Raw genomic sequence first — 14,871 nt, 5'->3', positions numbered from 1 at the left:
ACCCCGGCTCACAACTTCAGGTCGAGCAACCCATCACCCAGATCCTCATCAGACAACGTCTGCTGGATCAGGGCCCGATGCGCCTGCTCGCTCCACAATTCGAATTTGTCGCCCATACCGAGCAATACCGCCTTCTTCTCAATGCCCACCGCACCGCGGTGGCTGGCGGGAATGCTGATGCGACCGTTGCCGTCCAGCTCCAGGTGGGCGGCTGAACCGACCAGCTTCTGCTGCAGCAGACGTACGACGCGCTGTGTGTTGGGTTTGGACATGACGTCGTCGCGTACCCGCTCCCATTCCGACTCGGCATACAGCCACAGGCAGCCCGATTCGAAGGGGTTGTAGGTCAACACGAGACGGTTGTTGCTGACGCGCGCAACGAGGTCGCGGTGAGCGGTGGGAACCGCCATGCGTCCTTTGTCGTCAACTGTGATGGCCGTCTCGCCCTGGAACACGACGCCTGCACCTTATCCTTCGCCCGGTGAAACATTGAACCACGAAAATCCACAAAACACCCGGATTTCCCTCTGATGCCCACCTTAGCAGCGGCCAAAGGGTTGTCAACAACTTTTCAGCAGGGAAATCGCCAGCCGCATCAATGGCTTGCGCCAATGTTTAGAGAGTTGTTCAAGGTTTATCCACAAGTTGCTGATCCGTCTCAATTTTTGAGATTGAACGGAAGTTCAGGGGTGTGGAGGGCGCGTGAAACATGGCCTGCGCATTCATCCAGAACGGGCCGAAAGCGACGCCACTCTGCGCAAACCGGGCACAATGGCCCCATGTGCCTGCTTGCTCTTGGCTGGCTGCACCACCCGCGCTGGCGGTTGGTCATGGCCGGCAACCGTGATGAGTTCCACGCCCGCCCGACTGCGGCCCTGGCCCCCTGGCAGGATGAGACGTCCGTCATCGGCGGGCGCGACCTGCGCTCCGGCGGCGGCTGGGCCGGCGTCGGTGCCGGCGGCAGGATGGCGGTGGTGACCAACGTCCGCGATCCGCAGGCTGCCCAGACCGGGCCGTCACGTGGTGCGCTGGTAGCCGACTACCTGCGTGGCCGCGATCCGGCGGGTACGCATATAGAACGTCTGGCCGGAATCTCCGCTGCCTACGCACCGTTCAACCTGCTGCTGGCCGATGGCCACAGCCTGGAATACCTGGGCAACCACCCGGCCGAGCGACAGACGCTTGGCCCGGGCGTACATGGCATGTCCAATGGCGCCATCGACGCGCCCTGGCCGAAGACCCGGCGGTTGATGGACGCCCTTTCCGCTTGGCTGGAACAGGACGGGGTCAGATCCCGTTCCCAAGGGGAAAGGGATCTGACCCCACTGTGGAACGCCCTGGCCGACGAACATCGCCCGGCCGACAGCGACCTGCCCGATACCGGCATCGGCATGGAGCGCGAACGCTGGCTCAGCCCCGCCTTCATCCGTGGCGACGATTACGGCACCCGCGCCAGCACCGTGCTGCTGATTGACGCGAACGGCCACGGCGAAATCCATGAACGCCGCTTTGGACCGCAAGGCGTACCCAGCGGACAGAGTCACGTCATTTTCTGACCCGGTAGTGCCGGCCGCTGGCCGGCAACCTCTGCACCTACGGGCAGGTCACGTGCCTGCCGGCCAGCGGCCGGCACTACCAGCGCCCCGCGTGTCGTGTTCTCCATCAAATGGGCCGTCGACGGGACAGACCAAACGCGTCATTCAGCTTCAGGGCGCGACCAATACCCGCCTCTGCCACAAGGGCTACAGCACCACAGACACCCCGCTGTGCCCTTTTCGCCTTCGGCACTGTGTCTATAAATGTCGCCCCCAGCCTCCCAAGGTGGTCCTGCCCGGCGCCATGCCGCGCGATCCACACCCACAAGGAGGCCCCATGCGCCGCATCCTCATCCTGCTCGCCACCCACGCACTCACCCTCGGCCTTGGCTTCGGCCTGGGCGTGTATTTCCTGCCCATCCTGATCGCCCCCGACGATCCGCCGGTCGAGCAGGTACAGACCGCGATGGCCGACGCTACTTACCGCACCACCTTCCGCCGCGACCTCAAAGGCAGTGACGCGGTGCATTGGGCCGATGGCAAGGTCAGCGTCAGCGCCCGCCAGGTCGCCTTCGACGGCAAGATGGGCCCGGGCCCGGACTACAAGGTCTACCTGGTCCGCGACTTCGTCGACAACAAGGCCGACTTCCTGAAGATCAAGGACAAGGCCCAGCGCATCGGCGAGGTCAAGACCTTCAACCGCTTCCTGGTGGATGTGCCGGCCGATGTGGACGTGGATGAGTTCACCACCGTGGTGGTGTGGTGCGAGCGCTTCTCGCAGTTCATTTCCGCCGGGCAGTACCGGAAGCCGGGCTGAGGCCGGCAGGTGATTCCGGGTGCCGGCCAGCGGCCGGCACTACCTGGTAGATCCACGCCATGCGTGGATGGAATGAAGGGGCGGAGCCGGCCGATAAGCCGGGTTCTGTCGTGGACAGTCATTCCTCTAGGCGTTACGTCGCCGCAACGCTCAAGCAACCTACCCGGATCCAACGCGGGCCGCGCCAATGGATCCCTATTTGGTCTTGCTCCAGGTGGGGTTTGCCGTACCGGTCTGTTGCCAGACTCGCGGTGCGCTCTTACCGCACCATTTCACCCTTACCGGCCTTCCGAAGAAGACGTAGGCGGTATCTTTCTGTTGCACTTTCCGTCGGCTTGCGCCGCCCAGGCGTTACCTGGCACCTTGCCCTATGGAGCCCGGACTTTCCTCGGCACCCCCGAAGGGATGACGCGACTGTCTGGCCGACTCCGCCGCGCGCATTCTACCGCACGTGGACCTGCCCTGCCGGGTTGATTACGGCGCGCGGTTCATCCATCCCGGCAGTAGAGCCACGCCATGCGTGGCTGCACAGGCCACCTGCAGGCTTAACGCGCCTGCGCAGGCGTCAGCAACGCCGCCCGTGATTCCAGCACCAGCGCGATCTCCAGCGCCTGCGACGAGGCACCGGTTGCCAGATCCAGCACCGTGCGGCGCACCTTCAGCTGTACGCGGTCACCAGGCGCATATGCGCGAAGGACCTGTTCGATGCCGTAGGTCGTCGCCACGGCGGTGCCCTGCACCGACAGCACCACGTCATTGGCGCGCAGGCCGGCCCGCTCGGCGTTGCTGCCGCTGAGCACGTGATTGACCAGCGTTCCTCCCGCCATTCCCAGCCCCAACGCCGGACGCAAGGCGTCGGCGCGATCATCGACGGCGCCGTTGGCAGAGCGCGACATCTCGGTGTGGGCGAGCAGGCGCCCCTCCAGCCGTTCATCGAAATGCGGCGCCTGCAAGGCAAAGGCGCCACATTCCAGCACGCCACGCAGCGGCGGTTGTTTGTAGCTGCCGTGCAGCGCTCGACGCAACTGCGTCCACTGGCGCGCACTGACATACCTGTGCTGGTCGGCCGCCATCTGCTGGTAGGCCTGCTCGATCTCTTCGCGCGCGGCGGGATCCACCTGCGGGCAGCCCTCGGCCAGGTCTACTGCTTCGCGCGCCGCGGTGTAGATGACCATCGCGTGGTTGCCTTCCACATACGGCCCCTGCTGCAGCTGCACCAGGCCAGGATCGAACAGCGCATAGCCGGTGAAGCCAGGCCCCAGCTCGGAGGGGCGGATCTCCTCGCCCGCCCACGCGTGGGCGGAAACCGCCATGGCCAACACCAGTGAAAATCCTTTTGCCGACATCATTTTCGTCCTTGTCTGCGGTTTCTTCATCCACGCATGGCGTGGATCTACCGTGCACGCGCAATGGGGTGGATCCCGCCGCACCGCAGTAGAGCCACGCCATGCGTGGCTGCGATTCACCCAACCTCGATCAACTGCCGTACAACGCCTTGCGCGGTGCACCGGTCAACTCGGCGGCCAGCTTGGCCGCGGTCGACGGCGGCAGGTGCTCGCTCAGCTTGGCGTAGACCTGGCGGCCGTGCGCCAGCTGCGCCTCGGCATCATCACCAGCGCCCTGCACCATCACCACGAACTCGCCCTTGCGCTGGTTGTCGTCCGCTTCCACCTGCGCCAGCAGCCCGGCCAGGTCGCCGTCCAGCACGGTCTCGAACAGCTTGGTCAGCTCACGCGCCAGCACGGCCGGGCGCTCGCCGCCAAAGATCGCCGCCATGTCGGCCAGGGATTCGGTGATGCGGTGCGAGGATTCGTAGAACACCATCGTGCGCACTTCGCCGGCCAGCCCCTGCAGGCGGTCGCGGCGGCCGCTGGCCTTGGCCGGCAGGAAGCCCTCGAACGTAAAGCGGTCGCTGGGCAGTCCGGCCACGCTCAACGCGGCAATGGCGGCGCAGGCGCCGGGAATCGGGCTGACCTTGATGCCGGCCGCGCGCGCCGCGCGCACCAGGCGGAAGCCCGGATCGCTGACCAGCGGGGTGCCGGCATCGCTGACCAGCGCCAGCGACTCGCCGGCCTGCAGGCGTGCCACCAGGCGCTGGGCCAGGGCCTCTTCGTTGTGCTCGTGCAGGGCCACCAGCGGCTGCTGGATGCCGAAATGGGACAGCAGCTGGCCGCTGCGGCGGGTGTCCTCGGCGCAGATGGCCGCCACCGAACGCAGCACTTCCTGCGCGCGCGGGCTCAGATCGGCCAGGTTGCCGATCGGCGTGGCGACGACATACAGGGTTGGGACACTCATTTCAGCGGTACTCACGGGGCAAGGGTAGAATCCTAGCGTGTACCTGGCCAAGGCCGCTGCCCTCATCGCATGGACCCGATCATGAACAAGCCCGCCGCACGCATCTCTGCCCTGTCGCTGTCGTTGATGCTGCTGGCCGGTTGTGCCACCACCAGCCTCGTCAGCGCGCCCGAATCGCCGGCCCAGAGCCAGGCGTTGGCGCTGATCGAACAAGGCAAGCCGCGCGACGCCGCCCTGCAACTGGAAGCGCTGGCCGCCACCCTGCGTGGTGGTGCCCGCAGCAACGCCCTGGCCGATGCGGCCTGGGCCTGGCATCTGGCCGGTGACAGCGCCCGCGCGCGCAGCCTGCTGGGCCAGGTGACCGCCCGCCAGGTGAACGGCGCCAGCCTGCAGCGCTACCAGCTGGCCAGTGCCGAACTGGCGCTGGCCGACAAGCAGCCGGCGCAGGCGCTGGCCCTGCTGAAGGATCATGGCGACAACGTGCACCCGAGCCTGCGCACGCGCTGGTTCTTGGCCCGCGCCAATGCCCTGCAGGCCACCGGCGACGCGTTCGGCGCCGCCACCGAACGCGCCCGTGCACATGCCGGTCTGGCCGGCGCTGCGCGCAGCGAGAACCAGGCGGCCATCTCCGGTCTGCTCGGCACCCTCGACGATGCCACCCTGCGCAGTCGTGCCGCTGCATTGCCGGCCAATGACCCGCTGTACAACTTCGCTGGCCGCGCGCTGATCGCCCGTGGCCTGCCGCTGCCGCGCCCGTTCGATCGCGATGGCGCCGCCCAGTTCGACACCAGCAAGCGCCCGCCGGCGATGAGCGATGGCTACCGCCCGCCGGCCAAGCTGGCCGTGCTGCTGCCGCTCAGCGGCCGCCTGGCCACGGCCGCGCAGCCAGTGCGCGATGGCCTGCTCAGCGCGTACTACGGCGAAACCCGTCGTCGTCCGGAGGTCAACTTCTTCGACACCGCCGGTACCCCGGCCGGTGCGCTGGCCGCGTATGACAAGGCCGTGGCGTCCGGCGCCGACTTCGTGGTCGGCCCGCTCGGCCGCGACGAGGTGGATGCCGTGTATGGCCGCCAGCAGCTGCCGGTACCGGTGCTGGGCCTGAACCGCGGCAAGGATGCGCCGCCGGCCGGCAGTGCCGGTTTCTCGCTGGCGCCGGAAGACGACGGCATCGTCGCCGCCGAATACATGCGTGGCCGCGAGCGCAGCAAGGCGCTGGTGATCAACAGCAGCGACGACACCGGCCGCCGCGCCGCTGCCGCATTCGCACAGCGCTTTGCCCAGCGTGGCGGCAGCGTCGCCGCCACCATTGCTGTCAGCGAAACGGTGGGTGATGTCAGCGCGCAGGTGCGCAACGCCGGCGCCGTCGATGCCGTGTTCCTGGCCGTACGTGCACCGCAGGCCCGCCTGCTGGCGCCGCAGCTGGCGCTGGCCGGTGCCGGTGGTGCCACCCGCGTGGGCACGTCGCAGCTGACCACCGGCAGCGGCAAGGTCGAAGAAGACGTGGCGCTGGACGGCATCATCTACCCGAACGAAGCCTGGAACGTGCGCAGCGTGTCCGGCGTGCCGTCCGCTGCCCAGGTCGCTCAGACCCTGCCCAGTGCGCGCGGCGCGGCCAGCCGACTGTTCGCCTTCGGCGCCGATGCCTGGAAGATCAGTTCCTACCTGGACAAGCTGGCCACCGAAGGCGGCCTGGACGGCGCCACCGGCACGCTGTACCTGGACAGCAACGGCAACATCCTGCGCCAGCCGGCATGGTCGACCTTCAGCGGTGGCCGGCCGATGCCGATCGCCGGTGGTCGCTGAGCACCTGCAACGTGGCTCGGCGGTGGAAACCGCCGCCGAGCAGCATCTGCAGCAGGCCGGCTTGCAGCCGCGCGCACGCAACGTGCGTTATCGCGGCGGTGAACTGGATCTGGTGATGGATGACGCCGGCACCGTGGTCTTCGTGGAAGTGCGCTACCGCGCACGACAGGACTTCGGTGGCGGCGCGGCCTCGGTCGATCCACGCAAATGCCGACGGCTGGTGCATGCCGCACAGCTGTACCTGCAGGAACATCCCGCCGTGGCCAATGCGCCCTGCCGCTTTGATGTGGTTGAAGCTACCGGTGATCCGCCGCAGCTGCATTGGCTGCGGGATGCGTTCCGGCTGGATGACTACTGATGCCTTCCATCATCACCCACGCGGTGGTGCCCCGCTTTGGTAGAGGCCGACCTTGGTCGGCGCCGTTATGCCAACCAAGGTTGGCATCTACCAACTGATTCCCTGCTGCCCCACGAGATCCGTCATGAGTACTGCCCTGCCCGCCGCATTGGTTGCCGAACTGTCCGCCCTGCTGGGTGCCGGTGGCTGGCGCATGGATGACGGCGCACTGGAAGCGAACGCGCAGGACAACTCCTGGCGCCACCAGCGCCCGGCAGCCGTGGCACTGCCGGCAGATGTCGAACAGGTGCAGGCGCTGGTGCGCGCCTGCCGTACGCATGGCGTGGCACTGGTCGCACGTGGAGCCGGCACCGGCACCACCGGTGCGGCGGTGCCATTGCCCGGCAGCATCGTGCTGTCGTTCACCCGCATGGACCGCATCCTCGAGATCCGCGCCGGTGACCGCTGCGCGGTGGTGCAGCCAGGCGTACTCAATGGAACGCTGCAGCAGGCGCTGGCGCCGCACGGCCTGTTCTGGGCGCCCGATCCTTCCAGCGCGGAGATCTGCAGCATCGGCGGCAACCTCGCCTGCAATGCCGGCGGCCCGCGCGCGGTGAAGTACGGCACCAGCCGCGACAACGTGCTGGGCCTGGTGGCGGTGACCGGTACCGGTGAGGTGATCCGCTGCGGCGGCGCCTACACCAAGGACGCCACCGGTTACGACCTCACCCACCTGCTGGTAGGCAGCGAAGGCACGCTGGCACTGATCGTGGAAGCGACGCTGAAGCTGACCCCGCTGCCGGTCAGCCAGGCTGGCCTGCGCGTGCTGTACCGCGATGCCGATGCGGCCGCCGCTGCAGTGTCGCGGCTGATGTCGCAACCCGTGGTTCCGACTCGATTGGAATTCATGGACGCACGCAGCCTGCAGCTGTTGCGCCTCAACGGTGCCGACGTGCCGGAAGCCGGTGCGATGCTGCTGGTCGAGGCCGATGGCGACCACGACACTCTGCCCTACCTGCTGCAGGCACTGGCCAACGCCGCCGAGGGCGACGGCATGATCGAGCTGGACGTGGCGATGGAAGGCCGTGCGCGCGATCAGTTGTGGGCCGCACGCAAGGCGCTGTCGCCCGCGCTGCGCAGCGTCGCCCCGGGCAAGATCAACGAAGACGTGGTGGTACCGGTGTCGCGCATTCCGGAACTCGTATCCGGCGTGCAGGCATTGGCGCGCGAGTACACGCTCACCATCGTCACCTTCGGCCATGCCGGCAACGGCAACCTACACGTCAACATCCTCTACCACCCGGACGACGCCGACGAGAACGCACGCGCACATGCGGCGCTGCCGAAGATCTTCGAACTGACGCTGGCATTGGGTGGCACGTTGTCGGGCGAACACGGGATTGGCCTGGCCAAGCGCGATTTCATGGCCCAAGCATTTACCCCGGCGACGCTGGCGGCGATGCGCGCGATCAAGCACGCGCTGGACCCGGATGGGATTCTCAACCCGGGCAAGGTGCTGCCGCCGGTGTGACACCCGCCGGGCATGGCCCGGCGCTACCGGGGCGCGCACCTGTAGAGCCGAGCCCATGCTCGGCTGCTCTCCGTTCAGATCACGATGCACCCGCGCTTCGCGCGGTGAGCCGAGCATGGGCTCGGCTCTACAGAAGTCCGTGTGCAGGAGTGGTTGGGGTCAGAGCCCATTGCCTTCGCAATGGGATCCGACCCCGGCATTCGCCGCTTACCAGGCCACGCGCATACCCACCTGACCACCCACGTTGCGGTAGCCATGGTCACCGTGCTGCACGGTCATTCCGCCCCACACGCCCCAGCGCTGGCCCAGCTTCAGCTCGGCACCGGCCTGCACTTCATAGCGATTGCGCGGCACATCCGCACCCAGCGTCTGTCCATTGAAATCCAACGTACTGGTGCCGCTGCTGTGCAACCAGTTCACGCCCAGATAGGGCTGCACCACGTTGCCGTCCACCGTGCTTCGGCCGAACACGCGCACACCCAGGCGGCTGCTCAGACCGCCTGCATCACTGCCATCGACCACCGTTCCGTTGCTTTCCACGTGACGGCCGGCCCGGAAATCCAGGTAGGACAGCTGCAGCTGCGGCTGCAGGTACAGCGCTGACGATGCCCCCTGCCACGCGTTGATGGTATAGCCACTTTCCAGCGACGCACTGGTCATGCGCGCGTCGTAATTCTCGCGCTCCAGCCCGACACCGTGCACGCGGTTGTCGAAACGCCCCACCTGCACGTTGGCATCCACGTACGCCCCCTCTTCCCCGCCGCCGTTCTGCAGCCAGGTGCCGTACACGCCCACAGCGTTGCCGCGCACGCGGCCCTTGGCGCCATAGCCGGTCAGCTGCGAAACCACGCTGCTGTCGGCGCGACCACTGCCCAGCATCACACCGAACACCACGTCACCGCGACGCAGCAGGTCACTGCCGATCTGCAGCACCGACGTCGAACCATCCACGCTCAGCTGCCCGCCCACCGCGCTGAAGTCAGCCTGCTGGCGGCCCACGCGGGCCCAGGCATTCCGCCCGTCGCCACTGTTCAGTGCACCGGTCCGATCGCTCAGGCGATGGGCGAACATGTTCACCGCCGCCGACTGGTTGGCCAGGTAAGCGCCAGCCTCCGGGCGCAACACCGGCGGTGGCCGGATCGGATCGACCGGACCGATGCCCTCCCCACCTTCACCGCCTTCACCCGGATCAGGCCCCGGGCCCGGGCCCGGATCAACCGCACAGCCCGGCGCCGCCGGGTCGTCCTCGCAGACATCGAACCACTGCGAGCGCAGGTACCAGTGGCCATCGTTCGGATCGGTCATGCCGCCCTGGAACAGGAAGTACTCATACGAACCACCCACGGCACGCCCGGTCAGCGTGTAGCTTGCCAGCGATGCACCCTCCACCTCGATGAGCTGGATGCCATCCACAGTGGGCGCGCCCACACCACCGATGTTGTTCACCGCAATCAAGGCATCACCGGAAGTATCGCCACGCACATGCAGGTGGTCGATGGCCGAATCATCACCAGCCAGCGCACCCTGGAACAGGAACAGCGCGCCCTCACTGTGCAGATCACCGTCCACGGTAAGCGTATTGAAGCGGCCGCTGCCATCGGACAACGCCACCACGCTGTCGCGCGCCTGCAGCTCGCCCACGGTGGCGTCACCGGTCAACGTCCACTGGCTGCCGCCTTCCAGCGCCAGGGTCTGCACCAGATCGGACGTACCCGCCCACAAGGAACCGTCGGCCAACCGCACATGCACGTCCGACTGCGGTACCAGACCCGCATCCTCGTCTGCCGGGGTGATGACGATGTCGCCCAACAGCTGCGAACGTCCCTCCAACGCCACATCGAAGCGCCCGGCCACGGCAGCATCCAATGCCAGGCCAATGCCGTTGCCGCCCGATACCACCGCGCCGTTGCTCAAGGTCAGGCCCGGATCGCGGCTGCTGCGCAGCCACACGCCGCCATGCCGGGCGCTGACCAGCGAGCCTCCGTCGATGGTCATGCGGCCGTTGTCGTTGATCACTGCGGCCCAGGCACCTTCACCTTCGGTACGCACATGGGTGCCGACCAGCCCCAAGGTGCCGCTGCCACCGGCCAGCACACCATGCGCACCGGCTCCCTGGGTCAGCACCTGACTTTCCAACAGTTCAAGCGAGCCCCCGTTGCGGGCAAGAGCGCCAACAGCGTTCGCACCGGAAGTCGCGATGCGGGATTCGGCGGCCTGGATCCGTGGGCGGCTGCCAAAACCGGCGAACTCCGAATACAGGCCATGGCTTGACACGCCTCCGGTCTGCACATCGACACTCTGCAGTGTCACCTCGCCCGCCCGGTTATCGATCCCCACTGCTCGGTCACCCTCGGTACGGATCGTACTGTTGGTCATGTCCAGGGTGGACGACTGGTAGATCTGGATGCCGGCTGCGGCGTTGCCCGTGCTGTGCAGGATGGAGTCCTGCACGTTCACTACGTTGCCCATGCCGTTGATGTCCAACGCCACCCCACTGGACATCACCGTGCTCCCGACCAGATCCAGGCGGCTCCGCTCGTGCAGGAGGATGCCGTTGGTTCCCTGCACCTGCACGTTTTCCACACGCGCCTGCCCCTCGTTGAGGCTCACCGCTGTACTGCCCGCACCCAGCGCGGTGATCGATCCGCCGGTCATGACAATCTCGCCACCACCTGACAGGCCAAAGGAATTGTCGCCCTGCATGAGGATATCGACGTTGTTCAACGTGGCTTGACTGCCCGCGTGGACGATCACGCCAAAGCCGTTGCGCTCGTTCACCACCCGGGTGTCACGCAGCTCCAGCGTGCCGCCCAGCGTCGCCAGTGCGGTCGTGGCGCCGGCGGCGCGAGTGGTCAAGGTTGCCGATTCAACATGCACGATGCTGCGTGCACCACTGGCCACTGCAGCATGTGCGTTGGCACCTTCGGCAACCACGGTCCCGCCGAGCAGATTGATGTAACCGCCACTGCTGGCGGTCAGACCATGCGCACCTTGCCCACGGGTGATGATGTCGCCCGCGCTTACGCCCGCGACTCCAGCGTCGGCCTCGATACCGTGGCTGTTCACACCTTGGGTATCGATGCGTACGTTCTCAGCACGCAACTGTGCGCGATCCTGCACCGAAATGCCTGCAGCACCATCACCCACTGTGACGATTTCCGCATACCCCATCAGGTCGACAGTAGTTCCGCTGTTCTCCAACCGGACGGCCGCGGCACCCGCACCTTCGGAGCGCAGCGAAATGGCATCCATCGCTTCGATGCGGCCACCATTGAGCGCATGGAAGACATAACCGGCCGGGTCACCAGGCAGGACCGGATCGGTGGTGTGGTACTCGCCAGCGGGCGGCTGCTGCAGGTCGCCGTCGGCCACCACCTGTTGCGCAAGCACGGTTGGCGAAGCAATAAGGGCACCTGCCAGGGCAGTAGCCAAGCGGTGGCGATGAAGAGGTGCGGTATGCATGGGGGGCTCCTGAGCGGGGGGCACAGGCTCCCGCCTTGCGGTACCGCACACCATCGAATTGCTTGCAATCGCACCTGCGCTCCATTGTCGCAGGCGACCGTGCCGTGTCCGGCCACACGTTGATCCGGGCTTAACCCTTCCCATATCGCCCTGGGTAAGAAGCGGCCTTTGCAACTAATTGCATGGGAACTGCCGGGGCGGAGTTGGACACTGGCGGCCGATCAGGACACAGCCGTTCGTATCTCGCCCGGAACTTCACAAGAATTTCACGATGTGATGATCATATCCATCTGCCTGAACAGGGGTGTTGTCGAACGTTGAGGTGTCCCCAGCCGTTTCCAGCCAAAGGACCCACCATGACTCACTCCCTTCCCCGAAGCCTGCCCGCACTGCGTCCCTTGGCGCGTGGCCTCCTGTTGGCCCTCGCTGTTGCACCGGTGGGCGCAGTTACCGCCGGTGATCTTGATGGACAGACCGCCGAGGTGGTTGCCGGCGACCTAGTGGAAGTCTGGAAGCTGATCAACGGCTCGACGCTGACGGTCAACGGCGCGCAGGCCGACTCCATCAATAGCTTCGACTCGGTGGTAAACCTCAATGGCGCGACGATCGCCTCGACCACCGCGGGTGACCGCGCCCTGGTGCAGATGAGGGGCAACTCTCATCTGAAAATGTCCGGCTCCTTCGTGCGCGACGGCACTGTCAGCCTCTACGAAACGGCGTCCGCAAACATCGTGGGCAGCAGGATCACCAGCTCCAGATTTATAGGCGTTGACCTTACTCAGAGCTCCAGTGGGAGTACATCCAACGCATCCGCCATCATCGATTCCAGCTTCGTCCGCGCCGAACAGACCGCCGGTGCACCCGACTTGAACAATGGACATGGCATTCGGATGTTCTTCGGCAGCATGACCATCCAGAACGGATCCCGCATCGAGGGTGGCAACACGGCGGCCTACCTTGCCGCTCGAAGTGATCTGCCCGGCTTCACCGGCGTTATTGCGGTCCGCGTCGACAACTCGGTACTGAAGTCCGATACAGGTGCTGCCATTCGTGTGGTTCCGTTCTCGCTGACTCCGGACGCGCGGTACGACATCACCGTGACCAACGGCTCGCAGCTGATCTCCGGTGACGGCAACCTGCTGCTGCTCCGCACCTCCAATCCGGCAGTGGGTGCCGGCGAAGGCACGGTCAATTTCACCGTGGATGACGCGCGATTGATCGGTAACGTCAACTTCGATACTGCTACCACGCTCGGGGAATTGAACGTAGCCCTGCGCAACAAGGCGCAGATCAATGGCCGCTTCCTCAACGTCACCAGCGCCACCATCGACACCGACAGCGCCTGGCTGATGACCGGCGACAGCAACGTCGGCCACCTCACCCTGGGCGGCACCGGTACCGTGGCGCTGGGCGATGGCAGCACCTTCAACACCCTCAGCGTGGATACCTTCACCGGCAATGGCGGCACGCTGGGCTTCAACACCGTGCTGGGCGATGACGCCTCGGCCACCGACAAGCTGATCATCGCCGGTGATGCCAATGGCCAGGCCAACGTGCGCGTGCTCAACGCCGGCGGTGCCGGTGCGAAGACCGACAAGGGCATCGAGCTGATCCGCGTGGGCGGTGCGTCCAATGCGCAGTTCGACCTGAGCGGCCGCGCCGTGGGTGGGCAGTACGAGTACTTCCTGTTCAAGGATGCGACCAACGGCGGCTGGTATCTGCGTTCGGAGCTGGCCACCGCGCCGGACCCGTGCCTGGCCGACCCGACCCTGCCGCAGTGCAAGCCGATCGTGGATCCGATCGACCCGGTGGACCCGATCGATCCCATCCCGGTGCTGCGCCCGGAGACCGGCGCCTACCTGGCCAACCAGTTCGCGCTGGACCAGCTGCTGCGTCATGGCTGGCGCGACCGCCAGGGCGGCGCCGCTGCAGCGGATGGCGTCCGTGGCTGGGCCCGTGTTGACGCTACCCAGAGCAAACTGGGCGCAGTGGATGACCAGCTCGACCTGCGCGTGGACCGCTCGCGCCTGCAGCTGGGCGCGGACATCGGCGTGTTCGACAACGGCCGTGGCCGTGTGGGCGTGATGGGTACCGTCGCGCAATCCAGTGCCACTTCGCGCTCGCAGCTGACCGGCTACAGCGCACGCGGCAAGGTGGAAGGCGGCGCGCTGGGCGTGTACGGCAACTGGAACAGCGATGCGTTGTATGTGGATGCCAGCGTGCAGCGTGGCCAGTTCCGCAACCGCGTGCAGGGCGAAGGCCTGGCCGAAGAGCGTTACGACTCGGGTCTGTGGCAGTCGTCGTTGGAGGCCGGTTACCGCATCGGTATCGGTGCGATCGGCAGCACCGCGCTGAGCCTGCAGCCGGAATTGCAGCTGGTGTACACCGACGCCAACACCGACCGCCACGCAGAAGCCAACGGCACCGTGGTGCGCAGCCTGGGCGACAGTGGCCTGTCAGGCCGTGCGGGCCTGCGCCTGCAGGGTGAAGGCCACAGTGCCGCCGGCGCCTCGGTCAGCCCCTACGTGGTGGCCAACTGGTACCGCGATGGCGCCAGCAACGGCATGGCGTTTGACGATGAAGCGTTGAAGGCCAGCGTGCCGCCCAACCGCTACGAGTTGAATGCCGGTGCACGCGTGGACTTCCGTTCGGGCCTGAGCGCATGGGGTGGCTTCGGTGTGATGCGCGGTGACCATGGTTACCGCGAGGCGACTGCCAATCTGAGTGTTGCGTACAAGTGGTGAAGTAGAAACACGCACGGCGCCGGATGATTCCGGCGCCGTGCTCTGCTTTCTGTAGAGCCGAGCCATGCTCGGCTGCTTTTCGATAGAACGCGGTGAGCCGAGCATGGGCTCGGCTCTACAGAAGTGTCGCAACTGCCACGCCGATGTGAACCTGGCTTCGCGCATTGCATGCTCAGTGAATCTGCAACGTTTTCGAAATTGAAACTTTTCTGATTGGTATAGCAGCACTTCCGTGCACATCATGGCGCGCCACCGACAACGGGTGGCACGGGCTTGCAATCCCGTTTGGCAAAGACGTTGTTTACGCTTGCCTGTCGGCGTCGCTCTTTCCTTGTTGGGCGGCGTCG

At 66.2% G+C, this 14,871-nt stretch carries 10 protein-coding genes and 1 other RNA gene; 6 read left to right on the top strand and 5 right to left on the bottom strand.

Going from position 1 to position 14,871, the window contains the following annotated elements; all coding sequences use genetic code 11:
• Nucleotides 1–8: 8 nt before the first annotated feature.
• The gene (gene mraZ / locus CR156_RS00425) at nt 9–455 is read right to left on the bottom strand and encodes a division/cell wall cluster transcriptional repressor MraZ (protein ID WP_025876601.1); all 447 of its coding nucleotides are present in this window, start codon (nt 453–455) and stop codon (nt 9–11) included.
• A 324-nt stretch (nt 456–779) separates the two neighbouring features.
• Here mraZ and CR156_RS00420 point away from each other — a divergent pair, with 324 nt between their 5' ends.
• On the top strand, nt 780–1,556 hold the full coding sequence (locus CR156_RS00420; protein ID WP_100551560.1) for an NRDE family protein: 777 nt from the start codon (nt 780–782) through the stop codon (nt 1,554–1,556).
• A 316-nt stretch (nt 1,557–1,872) separates the two neighbouring features.
• Nucleotides 1,873–2,352 (top strand): DM13 domain-containing protein, encoded by a 480-nt coding sequence (locus tag CR156_RS00415; RefSeq protein WP_100551559.1) that lies wholly within the window; start codon nt 1,873–1,875, stop codon nt 2,350–2,352.
• Between the two features lie 78 nt (nt 2,353–2,430).
• Here the strand turns inward: CR156_RS00415 and rnpB are convergent.
• The 3 genes from rnpB to rsmI form a co-directional block, all read right to left on the bottom strand.
• Nucleotides 2,431–2,782, bottom strand: an RNA gene (rnpB, locus tag CR156_RS00410) — RNase P RNA component class A.
• 115 nt (nt 2,783–2,897) lie between these two features.
• Complete coding sequence (locus CR156_RS00405) at nt 2,898–3,665, bottom strand: PDZ domain-containing protein (RefSeq protein WP_165780959.1); 768 nt, start codon at nt 3,663–3,665, stop codon at nt 2,898–2,900.
• Between the two features lie 163 nt (nt 3,666–3,828).
• The gene (rsmI, locus tag CR156_RS00400) at nt 3,829–4,647 is read right to left on the bottom strand and encodes a 16S rRNA (cytidine(1402)-2'-O)-methyltransferase (protein ID WP_100551557.1); all 819 of its coding nucleotides are present in this window, start codon (nt 4,645–4,647) and stop codon (nt 3,829–3,831) included.
• A gap of 81 nt (nt 4,648–4,728) precedes the next feature.
• On the opposite strand from rsmI, the gene CR156_RS00395 reads away from it, so the two are divergent.
• From CR156_RS00395 to CR156_RS00385, 3 genes are all read left to right on the top strand, one after another.
• Nucleotides 4,729–6,450, top strand: coding sequence for a penicillin-binding protein activator (locus tag CR156_RS00395; protein WP_100551556.1), 1,722 nt, complete (start codon nt 4,729–4,731; stop codon nt 6,448–6,450).
• Complete coding sequence (locus CR156_RS00390; RefSeq protein WP_409349538.1) at nt 6,440–6,808, top strand: YraN family protein; 369 nt, start codon at nt 6,440–6,442, stop codon at nt 6,806–6,808. The genes CR156_RS00395 and CR156_RS00390 overlap by 11 nt, the downstream gene beginning before the upstream one ends.
• A 124-nt stretch (nt 6,809–6,932) precedes the next feature.
• The gene (locus CR156_RS00385; protein ID WP_100551554.1) at nt 6,933–8,318 is read left to right on the top strand and encodes an FAD-binding oxidoreductase; all 1,386 of its coding nucleotides are present in this window, start codon (nt 6,933–6,935) and stop codon (nt 8,316–8,318) included.
• Between the two features lie 207 nt (nt 8,319–8,525).
• Here the strand turns inward: CR156_RS00385 and CR156_RS00380 are convergent, their stop codons facing one another.
• Nucleotides 8,526–11,780: an autotransporter family protein gene (locus tag CR156_RS00380; RefSeq protein WP_100551553.1), complete on the bottom strand. Its 3,255-nt coding sequence runs from the start codon at nt 11,778–11,780 to the stop codon at nt 8,526–8,528.
• A gap of 356 nt (nt 11,781–12,136) precedes the next feature.
• On the opposite strand from CR156_RS00380, the gene CR156_RS00375 reads away from it, so the two are divergent.
• A complete protein-coding gene (locus tag CR156_RS00375; protein WP_100551552.1) occupies nt 12,137–14,524 on the top strand; it encodes an autotransporter family protein in 2,388 nt (795 codons plus the stop codon).
• The last annotated feature ends 347 nt before the right edge of the window (nt 14,525–14,871 follow it).

Origin of the sequence: Stenotrophomonas lactitubi (assembly GCF_002803515.1) — a bacterium.
Lineage (GTDB): Bacteria > Pseudomonadota > Gammaproteobacteria > Xanthomonadales > Xanthomonadaceae > Stenotrophomonas > Stenotrophomonas lactitubi.
This window is presented reverse-complemented; position numbering and strand designations above follow the sequence as displayed.

What these genes read in the sequence shown, in the direction of transcription:
- CR156_RS00375 (WP_100551552.1), top strand. Translation starts at nt 12,137, where the DNA reads ATGACTCACTCCCTTCCCCGAAGCCTGCCCGCACTGCGTCCCTTGGCG.
- CR156_RS00380 (WP_100551553.1), bottom strand. Translation starts at nt 11,780, where the DNA reads ATGCATACCGCACCTCTTCATCGCCACCGCTTGGCTACTGCCCTGGCA.
- CR156_RS00395 (WP_100551556.1), top strand. Translation starts at nt 4,729, where the DNA reads ATGAACAAGCCCGCCGCACGCATCTCTGCCCTGTCGCTGTCGTTGATG.
- CR156_RS00420 (WP_100551560.1), top strand. Translation starts at nt 780, where the DNA reads ATGTGCCTGCTTGCTCTTGGCTGGCTGCACCACCCGCGCTGGCGGTTG.
- rsmI (WP_100551557.1), bottom strand. Translation starts at nt 4,647, where the DNA reads ATGAGTGTCCCAACCCTGTATGTCGTCGCCACGCCGATCGGCAACCTG.
- CR156_RS00385 (WP_100551554.1), top strand. Translation starts at nt 6,933, where the DNA reads ATGAGTACTGCCCTGCCCGCCGCATTGGTTGCCGAACTGTCCGCCCTG.
- CR156_RS00405 (WP_165780959.1), bottom strand. Translation starts at nt 3,665, where the DNA reads ATGGCGGTTTCCGCCCACGCGTGGGCGGGCGAGGAGATCCGCCCCTCC.
- CR156_RS00415 (WP_100551559.1), top strand. Translation starts at nt 1,873, where the DNA reads ATGCGCCGCATCCTCATCCTGCTCGCCACCCACGCACTCACCCTCGGC.